Here is a 17,807-nt window from a genome sequence, read left to right on the forward strand (position 1 = left end):
TGCCCTCCTGGTTCCAACGGACGATGACCGGATACGAGGTAATGCTACTCGCCGGTAACTAGTGCCGCGAGCACGTCCGCCCACGCGTATCCACACGCCCGGGCCGAGGCGGGTGGGCTGCGGCGACGGGCCGCGTGTGCGTGAAGCGCCGTGGGGGCGCCCGCCGCCTGCCTCTTCTCTGCCGCCGGACGCGCGCTGCACCCTCCTACGGTCCCTTGCCCGGGGGGCGTGCGCTCGCCGTCGGGCGAGTGCGGCGATTCCTCCGTCGCGGGCCTCGGGGCTGCCCGAAGGGCTTAGAACAGCGCCGCGGCGTCGCGGTGGCGGCCCTGGGCGCTCAGTGCGCCGGCCAGGTCCCGGCGCAGGCGCAGGGTGAGCATGCGGATGTCGGGGTCGCCGGACGCGGAGAGCCCGTTGAGGTAGGCGTCGCGCAGCGTATCGGCCGCGTCCTCCAGGCGGCCCGCCTCGGTGTAGGCCCGGCCCAGCCGGTGCTGGACCAGCAGGGTGTCCAAGTGGCGGGTGCCCAGTCGGCGGCGCCGCTGGGCGAGGACCATGCGCAACTGCTGGACGGCCTCGTCGTCGCGACCCACGGCCGCGAAGGCCAGGCTGAGGCCCAGGCGCAGATCCTCGCGCCCCTCGGGTACGCCCGCGTCCTCGACCGCCTTCTCGTAGTGGGCGATCGCCGCGTCGTAGCGTCCGCTCTTGCGGTAGTTGATGGCCAGCCGGCTGCGCGCGGTGACGGTGTCGGCCGCCACCGGTCCCAGTTGCTCGTCGCGGCGCTTGAGCAGCGCCTCCCACTGCTCGGCGGCGTCGGCGTGGCGTCCCGAGTCCTCGTAGCACCAGGCCAGGTTCTCGCGGATGACGTCGGTCTGCTGGTGTGCCTCGCCGTAGGTGTTCACGGCGTCGTTCAGGGCCTGCTCGAACTGGGCGACGGCGGCCCCGCGGCGGCCGATCTGGGCGTACTTGCTCGCCAGGTTGTTGCGGGTGGCGATGGTACGGGGGCTGTCCGAGCCCAGCGACGCGACGTGGCGCTCCAGGACCTGCTCCAGTGCCGCGGCGCGCATGGCCGGGGTCCGCCCGTGCTCGCCGTCGGAGGAGCGGGTGGCGATTCCGGGCTCAGCAGGGGAGAAGCCGGCTTTGTGCAGCAGTGAGCGCCAGAACGCCACAAGCCTCACCCCCCAATCGGACACACCGGTCGCACTCAACGGGACCTCGCCACTTCGCATCAAGAACAGCACGATTCCATAACATAATCCGCCCCGGGGTGGGTGCGGGATAAAGGCGCCGTGCCGCGTGGCGTGATACGCACCACTTTCTACTCTAATCGGGCAAAAATGGGGGCAATCGCCCCGGCGGCAGGGGAGAGCGCGGCTGCGCGTGCCCGGGCACGCGCAGCCGCGGAAGCCTCAAGCGTCCGCGGCCGCCCTGCGCAGCGCCTCGGCCAGCCGCTCGGCGGTCAGCTCCACCTGCCAGGCGCGGGCGTGGTGCTCGCGCAGCTGATCGGCCACGGCGGAGGCATCGGCGCGCTCCGGCGGGGACCACGCCAGCCGCCGGACCGTGTCGGGCTGCAGCAGGTTCTCCGCGGGCATCACGATCCGCTCGGCGACGGCCGAGAGCTCCGCCCGCACGGCATCCAGCCGCTTGGCGGCCACGGGGTCGCGGTCGGCCCAGCGGTTGGTGGCCGGCGGGCCGTCGCCCGGGGCGCTGGGCTGCGGCAGCTCGGCCTGGGGCATGCCGCGTACGCGGTTGACGGCCTTGAGCCAGTTGGGCACGTAGCGGCGCGCCAGCCGAACGCTGAAGGGCTTGATGGCGGTGAGCTCGGGCGCGGTGGCGGGCATCGCCGTGGCGGCCTCGACGATGGCCGAATCCGGCAGCACCCGGCCCGGCGAGATGTCGCGCTCGCGTGCGATGCGGTCGCGCTCGAGCCACAGCTCGCGGACCACACCCAGCCCTCGCTGATTGCGCACCCGGTGGATCCCCGAGGTGCGGCGCCACGGGTCGGGGCGCGGCTCCTTGGGCGGCGCCTGCAGCACCCAGGCGAACTCCTCGCGCGCCCACTCCAGCTTGCCGGCCTCCTCCAGCTCGGCGCGCAGCGCGTCGCGCAGGTCGACCAGGACCTCCACGTCCAGCGCCGCGTAGGTCAGCCAGTCCTCGGGCAGCGGGCGCACCGACCAGTCCACCGCCGAATGCTCCTTGGCCAGGCGCAGCCCCAGCACCCCCTCGACCATCGACCCCAGGCCCACGCGCTGGTAGCCCAGCAGCCTCCCGGCCAGCTCGGTGTCGAACAGCTCGGTGGGCACCAGCCCGATCTCCGTGAGGCAGGGCAGGTCCTGGTGGGCGGCGTGCAGCACCATCTCGGCCCCGGCAAGCGCCGTTCCCAGGCCCGACAGGTCCGGGCAGGCGATCGGGTCGATCAGCGCCGAGCCCGCCCCGGTACGGCGCAGCTGGACCAGATAGGCGCGCTGCCCGTAGCGGTAGCCCGACGCCCGTTCGGCGTCGACCGCGACCGGCCCCGTGCCGGCGGCGAAGGCGTCGACGACCCGGTCCAGGTGCGCGGAGTCGGCCACGACCGGCGGCAGCCCCTCGCGCGGCTCGCGCAGCAACGGCGCCTCGGGTTCGGCCTCGCCGTGCGCATCACCCTGCCCGTTGTCGGGATCCGGGGGCCCTGTCTTCGAGTTCAGCACGTTCGCCACCCCTCCACGGTATGTGCTCGTCGCGTCGCGGGCGCGCGCGGAGAGGCCTCAGAAGGGCGCGGGAACGGCCCGGCGCCCGGTTCCGCGGGAGCCGGAGCGGCCGTGGGGCACTGCCGGCGCCCCCGTGCGGAGGGCGTTCCCGCCGTGTCACCGTGCCGGGGAGCTCACCCCTCCGCGCGTCCGCGCCGCTGCGTGATATCGGCGACGTCCACGGGCGGCAGCCCCGCCGCGGCCGACAACAGGTCCAGCCACACCTGCATGTCGCCCGACAGCTCCTCGCTCTCGGGCGACCACGAGGCGCGCAGCTCCACTTCGGTGGTCACCGGCTGGTCGGCCTTGCCGGCGAAGCCCTCGGTCGTGGCGCGCGTGACCGTTCCGCTCAGACCCGGATGCGGGGTCTGCCGCGCCTGGAGGGCCTCGGTCAGCCAGCTCCAGGCCACCTGGCCCAGCAGCGGATCGGATGCGATTTCGGTCTCCAGGTCGGCGGTGACCCAGACCACGACACGGAACGGGCCGGGCCAGTCGCGCGTGCCGTCGGGATCGTAGAGGACGATCAGCCGGCCGAAGGCGGCGTCCTCGCCGTCGGGGCGAACCGTGGCCGACATGGCCACGGCATGCGGGGCGAGGCGCTTGGGGGCGGGGATGTCCTCGACCGCGATCTCCGATCGGACCGCGGGTGCGCGCAGACTCTCGACCGCTCGTCGGAACGCGGGTGGCGCGTCATCGACCCTACCGAGAGGGGGCATGATGGAAACGACAGCCTTAATCTAGTTTGCGGGGCACTGGCAGCACCGACGAGACCGCGACCGCGCGCCCGGAGGGTCGGACACACGTCCGCTGCCCGCCGCCGAAGCGGAGCGCATCGGCGGTTGCGGTGCGTGACGGCGAGTACGCCATGACGGTTGCACGGCCCCCCGGTCATCACGCGGAGTTTTTCCGGCGTGTCGGCCATTTGTAACGATCTTGGGATCGGCGGGGACGCGGCGCTTGAGGGAGCCTCGCACCGCCCGACGGAGGATTCCCGCGCGACCGAGCCCGCCTACCGGCGGAAGCCGCACGCCGACTCTCCTTCCACCCACCTTTTTACCCGCCGTGTCGGAGTGGGGCACCCGCCGTCGCCGCCGGTGCGGCCGCGGCCGGATCGGGCCGCGGCGGTCCGTCGCGGACACGGGAGTCCCGCACACGTGGCACGATCGAGGTGTGACGCTGCACGACTCTCCATTCATCCGCGCCTGCCGACGCCTGCCGGTGCCGCACACACCGGTGTGGTTCATGCGCCAGGCCGGGCGCTCACTGCCCGAATACCGCAGGGTGCGCGCCGACGTTCCCATGCTGGAGGCCTGCGCGCGGCCCGACATGATCGTCGAGATCACCATGCAGCCGGTGCGCCGCTACGACGTCGACGCCGCCATCTACTTCAGCGACATCGTGGTGCCGCTCAAGGCCATCGGCATCGACCTGGACATCCGGCCCGGGGTGGGGCCCGTGGTGGCCGACCCGATCCGCGACGCCGAAGGCGTCAAGCGCCTGCGCGCGCTCGAACCCGACGACGTCCCCTACGTCACCGAGGCGGTGGGCACGCTGGTCGGCGAACTCGGCGAGCGGCCGCTGATCGGCTTCGCGGGCGGCCCCTTCACCCTGGCCTCCTACCTGATCGAAGGCGGGCCCTCCAAGAACCACGAGCACACCAAGGCGCTGATGTACGGCGCGCCCGACCTGTGGGCCGACCTGATGCAGCGGCTGTCCGCCATCACCGTGGAGTTCCTGCGGGTCCAGGCGGCTGCCGGCGCCGGCGCCGTCCAGCTGTTCGACTCGTGGGTGGGCGCGCTCAGCGCCGACGACTACCGCGAGTCCGTCCTGCCGTATACCTCCTGGATCTTCGAACGCCTCGCCGAGCTGGACGTGCCCCGAATCCACTTCGGTGTGGGCACGGGCGAACTGCTCAGCCTGCTCAGCGAGGCCGGTGCCGATGTGGTGGGCGTGGACTGGCGGGTACCGCTGGACAAGGCCGCCCAGCGGGTGCAGCCCGGCACGGCGCTGCAGGGCAACCTCGACCCCGCGACGCTGTTCGCGCCCTGGGACGCGGTCGCGCGCCGGGCCTCCGACGTCGTCGCCGCCGGGGCCGCAGCCGAGGGCCACGTGTTCAACCTGGGCCACGGCGTACTGCCCGACACCGACCCCGACGTACTCGCCCGCCTCACCGAGTACGTCCACACCGAGACGGCCCGCTAACACCGCCCTCGCCGCCCCGCGCACCGGATGGCGCATGCGCACGCTGTGGCGGCGGGGATCGGGAATGCGCGTCCGTGTGCTGAGTGTGCGCGGGTGGGCCGCGGCAAGGGGGCGCAGCCCGCTCAGCGAGCGCGCCGGCTCGCCGCCGAGAGCACGCCGCACCTGGAGAACAGGAGTCCGGGCGCGGCACCGGCCCCACGTGAGCGGCGGTGCACTGTGCCGGGAACGGGTGTCCCACCGCTCGGCGGCAAGCGGGCACACGCACTTCGCGCTCGCAGCCCCGTTGCCGCAGCCTTCGGGGCGGCCCGCCCCGGCGGTTCCCGGAGGTTCCTCGTGCACCGGGTGCTCCGCTGCGCCGGAGCACCCGGCCGGAACTCTGCACGGGGCCGGTCGGGCCGGGCACCCGCCTCAGCCGCGGTCCCCGCCGGGGCCGCCTCCGCCGTCGGCGTCGCCGCTCGGGCCCTCACCGGTACCCGCTTGCGAGACGCCCTCCGCAGCGGAGTGCTCACCCGAGGACTCGGCACGCTCGCCGTCCTCACCGCCGGTCTGCTGCGCGGCGCCGTCTCCGGCCGGGGCCGGCTCCGCGGTCCGGCTCCGGGCCGCACGGCGGCGGCGCCAGGGGAGCCAGACCGCGGCGGCGAGCGCGGCGGCCGGGACCGCGAACGGCAGCACCCAGCCCGCCGCGACCGAAACCGCCTGGGCCACCCCGACCAGGGCCCGCCAACCGCGCTGCAGGCCGCCGAGGAAGCCGATCGAGTCGTCCGCAGGCTCCTCCACGTAGGTCTCCGGCGGGTCCAGTTCCAGCCGAACGGTGCCGTAGGACGTCTGCTGGGCTAGGGTCTCCTGGCGGGCCTGCAGCGCCTCCAGATCCTGCTGGCGCGTGCTGATCTGCTCCTCCACGGCCAGGACGTCCTCGACGGACTCCGCCTCGTCGAGCAGTTCGCGCAGCCGCTCCAGCGACGCCTCGGCCGACTCGACCCTGCTGTCGACGTCGGCGACCTCCTCGGTCACGTCCGAGACCCGGCGGTCGAGGTTGGCGCGCGAGCCCAGCGCCGACAGCTCGTCCAAGGCGCCGTCATAGCGCTCCTGGGGCACGTGCAGCGTCAGCGACGCGTGCGGCGGACTGCCCTGGGCGGTGCTCACGTTCTCCTTGACGACGTAGCCCCCGGCCGATTCCGCGACGCCGACGGCCTCCTCGGCCGCATCGGGCACGTCGTCGACCTCCACGGCGAGGTCCGCGGTGTGCACCAGATCGCGCTCGGCGACGGGGACGTCGGCGGCCGCGTTGGAACCGGAGTCTTCGCCCGGGGCGGCGTCTTGGGCCTCGCCCCCCGGCTCCGCCCGTGCGGCTTCGCCGCTGTCGGAACCGGCGGGTCCCTCCAGCGACGCGCCGCCGGACGCTCCGTCCGCGGCGCATCCGGTCAGGGCGGCGATCAGGGCCAGCGGCGCGACGACTGCGGCGGCGCGGCGCCGCCGACTGCGGCCAAGCGGGGGAACGTCGGCATGCGTGGTGAACATGACCCTTGGACGTGGGCCGGTGCGTCCGGCGTTTCGGCGCGCGGATTGCGGCTTGGTCACGGGCCGCGCGCCCGTCCCGCCCGCCTCGGCGGTCCGCGGCGCCCGCGACGACGCGGATCACACCGCTACCCCGCGCACAGCGCTCCCGTGGATCTGGAAAGCTGGGAGCATGCAGCCGAAACCGCATGTCGTGGTGGTGGGGGCCGGTATCTCCGGGCTCACGGCCGCCTACCGCCTGGGCCGGGCGGGAGCCGAGGTCACCGTGCTTGAGGCGGCGCCGCGAGTGGGCGGCAAGCTGCACGCCTCGCCGGTCGCCGGTGTCCCGGTCGACGCCGGCGCGGAGTCGGTGCTCGCGCGCAGGCCCGAGGCACTGGACCTCATCGACGAACTCGGGCTCTCCGAGCGCGTCGAGCACCCCGCGCCGCTGCCCGCGAGCATCTACAGCCGCGGCCGGCTGCGTGCCTTCCCCAAGGGCCAGGTGATGGGCGTGCCCGGCGATCTGTCCGCGCTCGCGCGCAGCCGGGTGCTCTCCCCTCCGGGCGTGCTGCGCGCCGGCCTGGACCGCGTCCTTCCGCGCACCGCCATGGAGGGCGACCCGTCCGTGGCCGGCTACATCGGCGCCCGCATGGGCCGCGAGGTCGTCGAGCGCCTCGTCGAGCCGATGCTGGGGGGCGTCTACGCCGGGCGCGCCGATCGGCTTTCGCTGGACTCCACACTTCCCCAGCTCGCGCCGCAGGCGCGCGAAGAGCGCTCCCTGATGCACGCCGTGGGCCGCGCGGGCGAGGCGCAGCGGGCGCGGTCCCGACCCGGCGCCCCGGCCTTCGCCACGCTGCGCGGCGGCGTCGCGACCCTCGCCCGGGCCCTGGCCGACAGCGGCGCCGCACGTGTCGAGACCTCGGCGACCGTGCGCCGGCTGGAGCGCACCCCCTCCGGGGGGTGGTCGCTCGGCGTCGGCGCGGCGGCGCCCGACGCGCCCTCCTCGCCCCCGCGCGAGATCACCGCGGACGCGGTCGTGCTCGCCTGCCCGGCGCCGGCGGCCGCCAAGCTGCTGCGGCCCCTCGCCCCGGCCGCCGCGACCGAGTTGGCCGCCATCGAGTACGCGAGCATGGTCGTGGTGACCTTCGCCTACCCCCGCTCCGCCTTCACCCGCCGCCCTCCGGGCAGCGGGTTCCTGGTCTCCGCCCGCGAGCGCCTGACCATCAAGGCCGCCACCTTCAGCAGCCTGAAGTGGCCGTGGCTGGCCGAGGAGCTCCAGGCGGCGGGCCGGGATCCGCAGACGGCACTCGTGCGCTGCTCCATCGGACGCGCGGGGGAGGAGGCCAAGCTGCAGCGCGACGACGGTGACCTCGCCGCCGCGGCCGCCGCCGACCTCGCCGCCGTCTGCGGCATCACCGGCGACCCCGCCGAGCAGCGGGTCACCCGCTGGGGCGGCGGGCTCCCGCAGTACGACACCGGCCACGGCGCCCGCGTCGAGCGCATCCGCGCCGAGGTGGCCGGTCTGGGCGGCCTCGCCGTGTGCGGCGCCGCCTACGACGGGGTCGGCATCCCCGCCTGCATCGCCGGCGCTACCCGCGCCGCCGAGGACATCCGCGCGTCTGCGGCCGGCGCCGCCGGCGGGCGGGCGCACACGCCAACCAGTGACGATCAGACAAGGAGCCATCCGTGACCACGGGGCACGACAGCCAGGGCGCGGACGACGCGCAGGACCTGAACCAGCTCATCCGCTACACCATGTGGTCGGTGTTCAAGGCCGGGGACCTCTCCGGCACCGACCGCGCCGCCGCCGGCGAGGAGCTGGGCGCGCTGTTCGACGGCGCGGCCGGCAAGGGCGTGACCACGCGCGGGTGCTACGACGTGCAGGGGTTCCGCGCCGACGCCGACATGATGTTCTGGTGGATCGGTGAGAGTTCCGAGGCGGTGCAGGAGATGTACGCCTCGTTCCGCCGCACGCGGCTGGGCCGGGTGAGCACACCGGTGTGGTCGGTGGTGGGCCTGCACCGCCCGGCCGAGTTCAACCGCGGCCACGTCCCGGCTTTCCTGGCCGGCGAGGAGCCGGGCGAGCACCTGTGCATCTACCCGTTCGTACGCTCCTACGAGTGGTATCTGCTGCCCGACGAGGAGCGCCGCGCCATGCTGGCCGAGCACGGCAAGATGGCCGCGCCCTACCCCGACGTCCGCGCGAACACCGTCTCCACCTTCGGGCTGAGCGACTACGAGTGGATGCTGGCCTTCGAGGCCGGCGAACTGCACCGCATCGTCGACCTGATGCGCCGCCTGCGCGCAGCCGAGGCGCGCCGCCACACCCGTGTGGAGATCCCCTTCTACACCGGCCGCCGCAAGAGCCCGGCCGAGCTGGTGGAGGCGCTGGCCTGAGCCCGGCGGGGCCGGTCGCGCGCCGGCGGGCGGGCGGGCGGGTCCCGCTCCGCCTGCCGGCGCCCTCAGTCCACGGGCTCGGCGGGCGGCGGCATGGCTGTGCCCGCGCGGGGGTGGCGGCGGGTGGCGAGCAGGTAGACCGGAACCGCAGCCAGCAGCACCAGGACCAGACTGGAGCCGGAGTACAGCAGCGCGTCGCCGGCCGGTGCGTTCATCGCCCACAGGGTCAGGCACGCCACGCTGCCCGCGATCCAGAGCAGCACCGCGTAGGCGGCGCGGCCGCGCGGCTTGGGGTACTCGATACGGCTGACCATGAGCCAGGCCACCGCCACTACCGCGGCCGTGCCCAGCAGCACCGGCGGGTCCAGCAGTACGACGGTGATCACGGCCATGGCTCCGAACGGGCTGGGCAGCCCGGTGAAGTTGCCGCAGTCCGAGCTCTGGCAGGAGAACCGCGCCAGACGCACCACCACCGCCAGCAGCACCGCGGCCGCGGCGGCGACGGGCAGTGCGCCGCCCTCGCCGCTGAGGGTGCCCCAGGCGACGACGAAGAAGGCGGGCGCGAAGCCGAAGCTGATGACGTCGGCGAGGTTGTCCAGCTCGGCGCCCATTCCGCTGCTGCCGAGCTTGCGCGCCACCCGGCCGTCGAACAGGTCGCAGCCCGCCGCGACCAGCAGCAGTACCACGGCGACCGCGATGGCGCCGCGGTCCATCGGGCCGGAGACTCCTGCGGCGATGTGGGCCGACTGGGCCGCCGCCAGCTGCCAGACCGCCATGAACCCGCACAGCGCGTTGCCCAGCGTCAGGTAGTCGGCCAGCGCCAGGCGCAGCCGGGGCGCGGGCGCCTCGGCCACGGCTCCGCCCCCCGTGGCCGCCACCGGGATGCCGTCGGCGGGGGTGTTCACGGTCTCAGTCCCGGTCGAGGCGGGTTTCTCCGGCTCGAACCTTCTGGCCGACCTCCACCGCCGGGGCGATCCCCGGCGGAAGGTAGACGTCGACACGGGAGCCGAAGCGGATGAGGCCGATCCTCTGCCCCTTCTCCACCTTCTGCCCCTCAGCGAGATACGGGACGATACGCCGGACCATCGCGCCGGCGATTTGAACGACCGTGACCTCGCCGATCTCGGTTTGGAAGGTCCAGATGACGCGCTCATTACGCTCGCTGTCCTTGTCGAATGCAGGTCGGAAGCCGCCGGGCCGGTGTTCGACACCGGCCACGGCCCCTTCCAGCGGTGCACGGTTGACATGCACGTTCAGGGGGTTCATGAAGACGGCGACGCGGGTGCGGCCGTCGGTCTGGGGGTCGATGAACTGCACGACGCCGTCGGCCGCACAGGCCAGCCCGGCATCGGCGGCGACGCGCTCGGGATCGCGGAAGAACCACACCATCCCCAGTGCCAGCGCGCCGGCGGGGATGGCGGCCACCAGCAGTAGGGGCACGGCGACAGATGCGGCGGCCAAGGCGAGGACCAGGGCGAACGCGGGCAGCAGCCACGGCGCCGAGCCGCGGGCCAGGCCCGTGCGGTTGCGTCCGGGAGCGCGGGCGGGGGCCGGGGTCTGCCGGTCGTGTTCGGTCATTGCCAACTTCCGTCGGAGGCGGGCCGGAACTCGACCCGCGCCGTGCGCTGCTGCGCGCGCGTGGGCGGGCACAGCGATCGTAACGGCTGGAGGTCCCGAGATCACCAGCCGAGTGAACCCATGAAGGAGGATGCTATTGCACTGAGTCGTCTGCCTCCAGCGTGAGGGCCACGGAGTTGATGCAGTAGCGGGCGTCGGTGGGCGTGTCGTATCCCTCGCCGTAGAAGACGTGGCCGAGGTGGGAGTCGCAGTGCGCGCAGCGCACCTCGGTGCGAACCATACCCATCGAGCGGTCCTCGTACAGCTTCACGGCCTCGCTCTCGGCGGGATCGAAGAAGCTCGGCCAGCCGCAGTGGGACTCGAACTTCTCATCGGAGCGGAACAGCTCGGTGCCGCAGGCGCGGCAGCGGTAGACCCCGGTAGCCGAGGTGGAGACGTACTCGCCGCTCCAAGGGCGCTCGGTGGCGCCCTGGCGCAGCACCGCGAAGGCCTCCGGATCGAGGACCGACCGCCACTCCTCCTCGGACTTGTGCACAGAGCCGGTTGTTTCATCCATACCGGTGACGCTACCTCGATTCGCACTTCTTCGCCCGGTTGAGGCGCCAATGGTCGGTCGATGCGGAGTCAACGCGGCGTGGGCTGATGAATGCCTGTTTCTTCACCGCTGGGAAGTTCGCCGGAAAGGCGTTCGGGTACGGAACGTAGTGAGGCTACTGGCAGCCGGGAGTGTGACAATGCTGGTTTCGTACCGACAGCCATTGATTCACCGACAGCCGCTCCGTGTGGGGTGGGCCCGCTACTACCGCCTCTGGGTCGATCACCAGCTCGTCCGGCTCCGCGAGGAGACCCGGCCGGGGTGGAGCGCACTCGCCGCAGCCGCTTCCGAGGTCGTCTGGGTCGGCCGGCTCACCGCCGGTGCCGCGGCCCTGCGCGCGGTCCGGATGCGTCCGGGCCCGTGGACCGACGGGAAGCTGTTCGTGCTGCTCTGTGTGGTCGCCCTCGGATCGCTGGCCGTGGCCGGCCTGCTGGGGTTCGCCCTCAGCCGGTGGGTGGCGAGCGATGCCGGCGACGTCCTTCCCGCCGCGGGCGGGGCGGTCGCCGTTGGAGGAGTCCTCAGCGTCCTGGTCTTCCTGGTCTTCGCTTCGGTCGACGGAGACCGGGCGGGGGCGGACCGGGCGCGGGGGCGTCGGTAGGTTCAGGCACCCGGCTCGCCCAGCGGGCCGGGGCCGCACCCTCCCGGCGCGCCGAGCGCACACGGCACCGCGCCTACCCGCACAGGACCGCCGGCGGGGCGCAGCAGGCCCCGGCGAACCTCCGCCTCCATACGGGCGCGAACACGCGCCGCGTCACCGGGCGCCCGGCGGGGCGCGGCCGCAACGGTGCCGGGCCGCGCCCCGCCCGCGCGGCTCAGGCGTCGAAGTCGTACTGCAGCACGTAGGCCGAGCCGTCCAGGGTCATCTCGTTGAACTCCACCGGCGTGTGCTCGGCGGTCAAAGCGGTGCGCAGGACGTCCAGCACCGGGGTGCCCCGCTCAAGGGCCAGCGCGTCCGACTCGTCGGGCGTGGGCATGCGTACCCGGATCTCCTCGGTGAAGTGGGCGGGGGCCCGCCCCTGCTCGGCCAGGCGGGCGTAGATGCCGCCGGGACCGGTGTCGGACTCGGCGATGGCCGTGGCCCGGGCCAGCTCGGCCGGCAGGTAGGAGGTGGCCAGCTGCATCGGTCGCTGCGCCAGGCGGTAGCGCCGGTGGCGCCGCACCACCGGCGCCTCGTCGTCCAACCCCAGCGCGCGGGCCACGTAGGCGGGAGCGGGGGCGGTGGCCACCTCGACACTGTCGGTCTCGAATGAGCCGTCGGCGGCGTCGGCCTGCCAGATGGCGCGCCCGGCCCCCCACAGCTCGCGCGACAGCCGCCGCGGACCGTGCCTGCGCAGTGGCCGGAAGGTGCGGACGTAGACCCCTGAACCGCGGATCGCTACGACGATGCCCTCGTTGATCAGTACCGACAGGGCCTGGCGGGCCGTTGCCCGAGCGACGCCGTACTGCTTCATCAGGTCGTTTTCGCCTGGAACGCGGTCTCCGTGGGAGAGCCGTCCCGAGGCGATGGCGGCTCGCACATCCTCGGCGATCTCGCGGTAGAGCGGTGAGTCGTTTTCGGACGTCGGCACTGCGTTCATCCTCTCGCCCGGAAAGCACTGGGACGGCGGACAGGGGAGCGGCGATCCGGCCGGGGCCGCGCCGCGTTCGCTGGGGGAGCGGGATCAGGGACGGGAAACTTGCCGATTGTCTTATTTCTTACCCGCATAGGGCGGAGGGTGATACCGAACCACACTCCGGGTATGTCCCGTTGACGGTTCGTTTATGCGTTGCCGGCGGCGGGCCGGAACCGGACGCAACCGCCGCGCGCAGGTCGTCGCACCCCGAGCCCGGAATCCCGTCCCGACCGCGGATCAGGGCCGTGTGTACCTGATGAACAGCGAGCCCTCCGACTCCAGGAGGCCCTCCATATGCAGGTCGCGGGTGTGGGAGGGCGCATCGCCGGCCACGATCCGCGCGGACGCCGGGCCCAGCAGGCGCGGACTCAGCGTCAGGCACAACTCGTCCAGCAGCCCCGCCGCGGCGAACTCGGCCAGCAGGTGCGGACCGCCCTCCGTCAGCACCCGGTACAGCCCGCGCTCGGCCAGCGCGTCCAGCGCCGCCTCCGGGCGCACCCACTCCCGGCCGGCCACGACCACGTCGGCGGTCTGCGCGGCCTCGCGGCGCCGGTCGGCCGGAGCCGACTCCGTGGTGATCACGATGGTCCGCGACTGCGGCGGCGCACCCTTGAGCACGTCGGGATGCACGTCCAGGGTGCGGGTGACCACCGCCAGCGGAGGCGTCTCGGTGCGCCCTTCGCGCAGATCGCCCCACAGCTCGCGCGGGCGCACCGGCCGGTAGCCCTCGATGCGCGCGGTCGCCGCGCCCGCCAGCACCACGTCGGCCTGCCCGCGCAGCACGCTCATCACAGCGCGGTCGGGCGGCGAGGACAGGTCGACGGTACGGCCCGAGGGGCCCCAGGCACCGCCGTCGGCGCTGGAGACCATGTTGGCGCGCAGCCAGGGCCGCGTGAGGCCGTCGGGATAGGCATAGGCGGCCACGATGTCGGCGTCTGCCTGCGGATGCGGCAGCAGCGCGCGAAAACGGGGGCCCTGACCTGCGGCGTAGAGGGAAGCGGAAGTCATGGGTGCGAGCCTAGACAACGCGGGCCTCCGCGGCTCGCCGGGGTCCGCCGCTACCGGGCGTGCCGCGCCGCTCGCACCGGTCGCCGCGCCGGGCCTCAGCCGCGCGTGTTCTGGCGGTCGGATACGCGGCGCAGCAGCAGCAGTGCGCGGTCGATCACCCGCACGGTGCCCGAGGCCGGCACCAGGGGGCGGTCGGCGGTGTCGGGCTCGGCGGTGTCCAGTGCGGTCTCCCACGCGCTGCCGTACTCCTCGCCGGGCAGGGCGAACTCCACCGGTTCGTCGCCGTTGTTGAGCAGCAGCAGGAAGGAGTCGTCGCGCACCGGACGGCCCCGCGGGTCGGGCTCGCTGATGGCGTCCCCGTTGAGGAACGCGCCGAGCACGTGCCCGCCCGCGTTCCAGTCGTCGTCTTCCATGGGCTTGCCGTCGGCGCGCAGCCAGGCGATGTCGGGCAGGCCGCTGCTGCCCGCCTTGCGCCCCTGGAAGAACCGGCGCCGCCGGAACACCGGGTGCTCGCGGCGCAGCCGCGCCAGCCCGCGCACGAACTCCAGCAGGTCCGACTCCTCGTCGGCGTGCTTCCAGTCGACCCAGGCGATCTCGTTGTCCTGGCAGTAGGCGTTGTTGTTGCCGCCCTGGGTGCGGCCGATCTCGTCGCCGTGGGAGAGCATCACCACGCCCTGCGAGCAGAACATCGTGGCAAGGAAGTTGCGCACCTGGCGGCGGCGCAGGGTGACCACCTCGGGTCGTTCGCTGGGGCCCTCGACGCCGTGGTTGGAGGAGCGGTTGTCGTCGGTGCCGTCGCGGTTGCCCTCGCCGTTGGCCTCGTTGTGCTTGCCCTCGTAGGAGACCAGGTCGGCCAGTGTGAAGCCGTCGTGGCAGGTGACGAAGTTGACCGAGGCCACCGGGCGGCGGCCGTCGTCCTGGTAGAGGTCGCTGGAGCCGGCCAGCCGGGAGGCGAGTTCGGGCACCACCGGCTCGCCGCGCCAGAAGTCGCGCACCGTGTCGCGGTACTTGCCGTTCCACTCGGTCCACAACGGCGGGAAGTTGCCGACCTGGTAGCCGCCCGGGCCCACGTCCCAGGGCTCGGCGATCAGCTTGACCTGGGAGATGACCGGGTCCTGCTGGACGATGTCGAAGAAGGTGCTGAGCCGGTCGACGTCGTGGAACTCCCGCGCCAGCGCCGAGGCCAGGTCGAAGCGGAAGCCGTCGACGTGCATCTCGGTCACCCAGTAGCGCAGCGAATCCATGATCAGCTGCAGCGCGTGCGGATGGCGCACGTTGAGGCTGTTTCCGCAGCCGGTGTAGTCGAGGTAGTAGCGCTGGTCGTCGTCGGCCACCCGGTAGTAGCTGAGGTTGTCGATGCCGCGCAGCGACAGCGTCGGCCCCATGTGGTCGCCCTCGACCGTGTGGTTGTAGACCACGTCGAGCAGCACCTCGATGCCGGCCTCATGCAGCGACTTGACCATGGCCTTGAACTCCTGCACCTGCTCGCCGCGCGCGCCGTTGGCCGCGTAGCGGGCGTGCGGGGCGAGGTAGGCCAGGGTGTTGTAGCCCCAGTAGTTGGTCAGGCCGCGCGCCACCAGGGCGTGCTCGGGTACGAAGTGGTGGACCGGCATCAGCTCCACCGCCGTGGCGCCCAGCGAGGTCAGGTAGTCGATCATCACCGGGTGGGCCAGCCCCGCGTAGGTGCCGCGCTGGTGCTCGGGGATGTCGGGGTGGCGCATGGTCAGCCCGCGCACATGGGACTCGTAGACGACCGTCTGGTGGTAGGGGATGCGCGGACGGGCGGAGTTGCCCCAGTCGAAGTAGGGGCTGACGACCACGCACTTGGGCACATAGGGTGCGCTGTCGCGGTTGTTGCGCCGGCTCGGGTCGTCGAAGTGGTAGCTGAACAGCGACTCGTGCCAGTCCACGTCACCGTCGATCGCCTTGGTGTAGGGGTCGATCAGCAGCTTGTTCGGGTTGCACCGCTGCCCGTGCTCGGGCGCGTAGGGGCCGTGGACCCGGTAACCGTAGCGCTGCCCCGGTCCGACGCCGGGCAGGTAGCCGTGCCAGACGAATCCGTCGTTCTCGGTCAGCGCCACCCGGGTCTCGCCGCCGCGCTCGCCGAAGAGGCACAGCTCGACGCGCTCTGCGGCCTCGGAGAACAGCGAGAAGTTGGTCCCCGACCCGTCGTAGGTGGCACCGAGGGGGTAGGGGGAACCAGGCCAGACTTCCACCATGGCAAGCAATCTCGTTTCTCATTCGTCCTGTGACGAGATGGTTGTTCCGTCCTGGCCGCGCGAATATTCCTCCCCTTGCCGAATCTTGCAGGTCACCGCGGGTGCAATGCCCGTTTCCGCCTCACTTGCCGCTTTGGGATGCGGTTTCGGTCCCGGCGGCTGTGCCCGGATCGAAGATTGCGGACGCCCTCGTCGGCCGCGCGGGCCTATGCCGGCTTGGGGCTGCCGCGGTCGATGATCGCGGCGGTGTCGGTGCCCCGCGGCAGCGTCCCGAAGACACGCCCCCAGTCGCCGCCCAGACGCGAGGCGGTGAACGCGTCGGCGACGGGCCCGGGGCTGTGCCGGATCAGCAGCGAGGCTTGCAGCAGCAGCGCCATGGACTCCACGAGGCGGCGCGCCCGGAACTCGATCTCCTCGGTGTCGTGCAGCAGATCCAGCAGTCCCTTCAGCGCATCGTCGAAACGGGGATCGACGCCCTCGGCCCGGCGAAGTTCGCCGACGAACGCCTCGGCCCCCTCGGGGTGGCGTCCCAACGCCCGCAGCACGTCCAGCGCCGCGACGTTTCCCGAGCCCTCCCAGATCGAGTTCAACGGGGACTCCCGGAACAGCCGGGGCATGCCCGATTCCTCAACATAGCCGTTACCGCCCAGGCACTCCAGCGCTTCGGCGGAGTGTGCGGCCAACCGCTTGGTCACCCAGAACTTGCCGACGGCCACCGCGATCCGGCGGAAGGCGGCTTCGCCCTCGTCGCCGCGGACCGCCCGGTCGGCAGCGCCGGCAAGGCGCATCATCAGGGCGGTCGCGGCCTCGGACTCCAGGGTGAGATCGGCCAGCACATTGCGCATCAGCGGCTGGTCGATCAGCGCGCTCCCGAACGCACGGCGCCGGCAAGCGTGGTGGACCGCCTGCACCAGCCCGGCGCGCATGCCCGCCGCCGAGCCGATCACGCAGTCCAACCGGGTGCCGTTGACCATCTCGATGATGGTGCGCACGCCGCGGCCCGGCTCGCCCACCGGCCAGGCCCAGGCGCCGTCGTACTCCACCTCCGCCGAGGCGTTGGACCGGTTGCCCAGTTTGTCCTTGATCCGCTGGATCGCCAGCGCGTTGCGGGTGCCGTCCTCCAGCACGCGCGGCACCAGGAAGCAACTCAGCCCGTCGGGCGACTGGGCCAGGGTCAGAAAGAGGTCGCCCATCGGCGCCGAGGTGAACCACTTGTGCCCGGTGAGGCGGTAGCCGCCGCTTTCGGCAGGCACGGCGCGCGTGGTGTTGGCGCGCACGTCGGAGCCGCCCTGCTTCTCGGTCATCGACATGCCGGCGAGGAGACCGCTCTTCGACTCGGGCGGGCGCAGCCCGAAATCGTAGGTGCGCGCCGAAAGCAGCGGCTCAAGGCGCGCGGCCAGGTCGGGGGAGTGGCGCAGCGCGGGCACCGACGCATACGTCATCGAGATCGGGCAGCCGTGCCCGTTCTCCACCTGCGACCAGGTGTAGAACTTGGCGGCGCGGGCGACGTGGGCGCCGGCGCGGTCGTCGGCCCACGGCGCGGCGTGCAGCCCGTGGGTCACAGCGGTGTCCATCAGGACGTGCCAGGCGGGATGGAAGTCGACCTCGTCCACGCGGTGGCCGTAGCGGTCGTGGGTGCGCAGTACCGGCTCGTTGGCGTTGGCCTGCTCGCCCCAGGCCTGGGCGCGGGCGGTGCCGGCCAGGCGGCCCAGCTCGTGCACCTCCGCGGCCGCCCAACCGGCCTCCTCGCGCTCCAGCCCGGACAACAGGGCGGGATCGGCGGCGACGTCGTGGTTCTCCAGCGGCTCGGGCTGGTTGAAAACCTCGTGCGTGGGGGGCATGGAGCAGCCTTCCCTTCGACGACTACCGAACCGGATTCGGTCCCGATGGGGCCAGCCTAGCGTTCGGCGGTGCACTGGAGGCCGGGCGCGCGCCGTCCGGCGCCGAGCGCCTCGGCGACGGGGGCCGCCGGTGCGTCGAG

Annotated in this window: 15 protein-coding genes; 4 read left to right on the plus strand and 11 right to left on the minus strand. The window is 73.0% G+C overall.

Going from position 1 to position 17,807, the window contains the following annotated elements:
- Positions 1–293: 293 nt before the first annotated feature.
- From LP52_RS02115 to LP52_RS02125, 3 genes are all read right to left on the minus strand, one after another.
- Positions 294–1,172 (minus strand): tetratricopeptide repeat protein, encoded by an 879-nt coding sequence (locus LP52_RS02115; protein ID WP_394298172.1) that lies wholly within the window; start codon positions 1,170–1,172, stop codon positions 294–296.
- 231 nt (positions 1,173–1,403) lie between these two features.
- Positions 1,404–2,690 carry an HRDC domain-containing protein gene (locus tag LP52_RS02120; RefSeq protein ID WP_040270263.1) on the minus strand — a complete coding sequence of 429 codons (1,287 nt, stop codon included), beginning with the start codon at positions 2,688–2,690 and terminating at the stop codon, positions 1,404–1,406.
- Positions 2,691–2,854: 164 nt separating this feature from the next.
- Positions 2,855–3,436, minus strand: a complete 582-nt coding sequence (locus LP52_RS02125; RefSeq protein WP_040270264.1) for a DUF3000 domain-containing protein — start codon at positions 3,434–3,436, stop codon at positions 2,855–2,857.
- A 460-nt stretch (positions 3,437–3,896) separates the two neighbouring features.
- Here LP52_RS02125 and hemE point away from each other — a divergent pair, with 460 nt between their 5' ends.
- The gene (gene hemE, locus LP52_RS02130; protein ID WP_084722808.1) at positions 3,897–4,922 is read left to right on the plus strand and encodes a uroporphyrinogen decarboxylase; all 1,026 of its coding nucleotides are present in this window, start codon (positions 3,897–3,899) and stop codon (positions 4,920–4,922) included.
- 408 nt (positions 4,923–5,330) lie between these two features.
- Here the strand turns inward: hemE and LP52_RS02135 are convergent, their stop codons facing one another.
- Positions 5,331–6,440: a DUF4349 domain-containing protein gene (locus tag LP52_RS02135; RefSeq protein ID WP_052809319.1), complete on the minus strand. Its 1,110-nt coding sequence runs from the start codon at positions 6,438–6,440 to the stop codon at positions 5,331–5,333.
- Positions 6,441–6,609: 169 nt separating this feature from the next.
- On the opposite strand from LP52_RS02135, the gene hemG reads away from it, so the two are divergent.
- Complete coding sequence (gene hemG / locus LP52_RS02140) at positions 6,610–8,106, plus strand: protoporphyrinogen oxidase (protein WP_052809320.1); 1,497 nt, start codon at positions 6,610–6,612, stop codon at positions 8,104–8,106.
- Between the two features lie 65 nt (positions 8,107–8,171).
- The gene (hemQ, locus tag LP52_RS02145; RefSeq protein ID WP_238580695.1) at positions 8,172–8,813 is read left to right on the plus strand and encodes a hydrogen peroxide-dependent heme synthase; all 642 of its coding nucleotides are present in this window, start codon (positions 8,172–8,174) and stop codon (positions 8,811–8,813) included.
- A 65-nt stretch (positions 8,814–8,878) separates the two neighbouring features.
- Here the strand turns inward: hemQ and pssA are convergent, their stop codons facing one another.
- The 3 genes from pssA to msrB all read right to left on the minus strand — a co-directional run bounded on the left by pssA (position 8,879) and on the right by msrB (position 10,947).
- Positions 8,879–9,691 (minus strand): CDP-diacylglycerol--serine O-phosphatidyltransferase, encoded by an 813-nt coding sequence (gene pssA, locus LP52_RS02150; protein WP_052809330.1) that lies wholly within the window; start codon positions 9,689–9,691, stop codon positions 8,879–8,881.
- A gap of 31 nt (positions 9,692–9,722) precedes the next feature.
- Positions 9,723–10,391: a phosphatidylserine decarboxylase gene (locus LP52_RS02155; protein WP_040270269.1), complete on the minus strand. Its 669-nt coding sequence runs from the start codon at positions 10,389–10,391 to the stop codon at positions 9,723–9,725.
- Between the two features lie 133 nt (positions 10,392–10,524).
- Positions 10,525–10,947 (minus strand): peptide-methionine (R)-S-oxide reductase MsrB, encoded by a 423-nt coding sequence (msrB, locus tag LP52_RS02160; protein ID WP_040270274.1) that lies wholly within the window; start codon positions 10,945–10,947, stop codon positions 10,525–10,527.
- Between the two features lie 202 nt (positions 10,948–11,149).
- On the opposite strand from msrB, the gene LP52_RS02165 reads away from it, so the two are divergent.
- A complete protein-coding gene (locus LP52_RS02165) occupies positions 11,150–11,584 on the plus strand; it encodes a hypothetical protein (protein WP_157036157.1) in 435 nt (144 codons plus the stop codon).
- 214 nt (positions 11,585–11,798) lie between these two features.
- Here the strand turns inward: LP52_RS02165 and LP52_RS02170 are convergent, their stop codons facing one another.
- The 4 genes from LP52_RS02170 to LP52_RS02185 form a co-directional block, all read right to left on the minus strand.
- Positions 11,799–12,554: a GntR family transcriptional regulator gene (locus tag LP52_RS02170; protein WP_084722803.1), complete on the minus strand. Its 756-nt coding sequence runs from the start codon at positions 12,552–12,554 to the stop codon at positions 11,799–11,801.
- A gap of 282 nt (positions 12,555–12,836) precedes the next feature.
- Positions 12,837–13,607: a pyrimidine reductase family protein gene (locus LP52_RS02175; protein WP_040270280.1), complete on the minus strand. Its 771-nt coding sequence runs from the start codon at positions 13,605–13,607 to the stop codon at positions 12,837–12,839.
- 95 nt (positions 13,608–13,702) lie between these two features.
- The gene (gene glgX / locus LP52_RS02180) at positions 13,703–15,826 is read right to left on the minus strand and encodes a glycogen debranching protein GlgX (protein WP_040270282.1); all 2,124 of its coding nucleotides are present in this window, start codon (positions 15,824–15,826) and stop codon (positions 13,703–13,705) included.
- Between the two features lie 206 nt (positions 15,827–16,032).
- Positions 16,033–17,667: an acyl-CoA dehydrogenase family protein gene (locus LP52_RS02185; protein WP_040270284.1), complete on the minus strand. Its 1,635-nt coding sequence runs from the start codon at positions 17,665–17,667 to the stop codon at positions 16,033–16,035.
- Positions 17,668–17,807: the final 140 nt, after the last annotated feature.

Origin of the sequence: Streptomonospora alba (genome assembly GCF_000826685.1) — a bacterium.
GTDB lineage: Bacteria > Actinomycetota > Actinomycetes > Streptosporangiales > Streptosporangiaceae > Streptomonospora > Streptomonospora alba.

What these genes read in the sequence shown, in the direction of transcription:
- LP52_RS02125 (WP_040270264.1), bottom strand. Translation starts at nt 3,436, where the DNA reads ATGCCCCCTCTCGGTAGGGTCGATGACGCGCCACCCGCGTTCCGACGA.
- LP52_RS02135 (WP_052809319.1), bottom strand. Translation starts at nt 6,440, where the DNA reads ATGTTCACCACGCATGCCGACGTTCCCCCGCTTGGCCGCAGTCGGCGG.
- hemG (WP_052809320.1), top strand. Translation starts at nt 6,610, where the DNA reads ATGCAGCCGAAACCGCATGTCGTGGTGGTGGGGGCCGGTATCTCCGGG.
- hemQ (WP_238580695.1), top strand. Translation starts at nt 8,172, where the DNA reads ATGTGGTCGGTGTTCAAGGCCGGGGACCTCTCCGGCACCGACCGCGCC.
- LP52_RS02155 (WP_040270269.1), bottom strand. Translation starts at nt 10,391, where the DNA reads ATGACCGAACACGACCGGCAGACCCCGGCCCCCGCCCGCGCTCCCGGA.
- msrB (WP_040270274.1), bottom strand. Translation starts at nt 10,947, where the DNA reads ATGGATGAAACAACCGGCTCTGTGCACAAGTCCGAGGAGGAGTGGCGG.
- LP52_RS02175 (WP_040270280.1), bottom strand. Translation starts at nt 13,607, where the DNA reads ATGACTTCCGCTTCCCTCTACGCCGCAGGTCAGGGCCCCCGTTTTCGC.
- glgX (WP_040270282.1), bottom strand. Translation starts at nt 15,826, where the DNA reads ATGGTGGAAGTCTGGCCTGGTTCCCCCTACCCCCTCGGTGCCACCTAC.
- LP52_RS02185 (WP_040270284.1), bottom strand. Translation starts at nt 17,667, where the DNA reads ATGCCCCCCACGCACGAGGTTTTCAACCAGCCCGAGCCGCTGGAGAAC.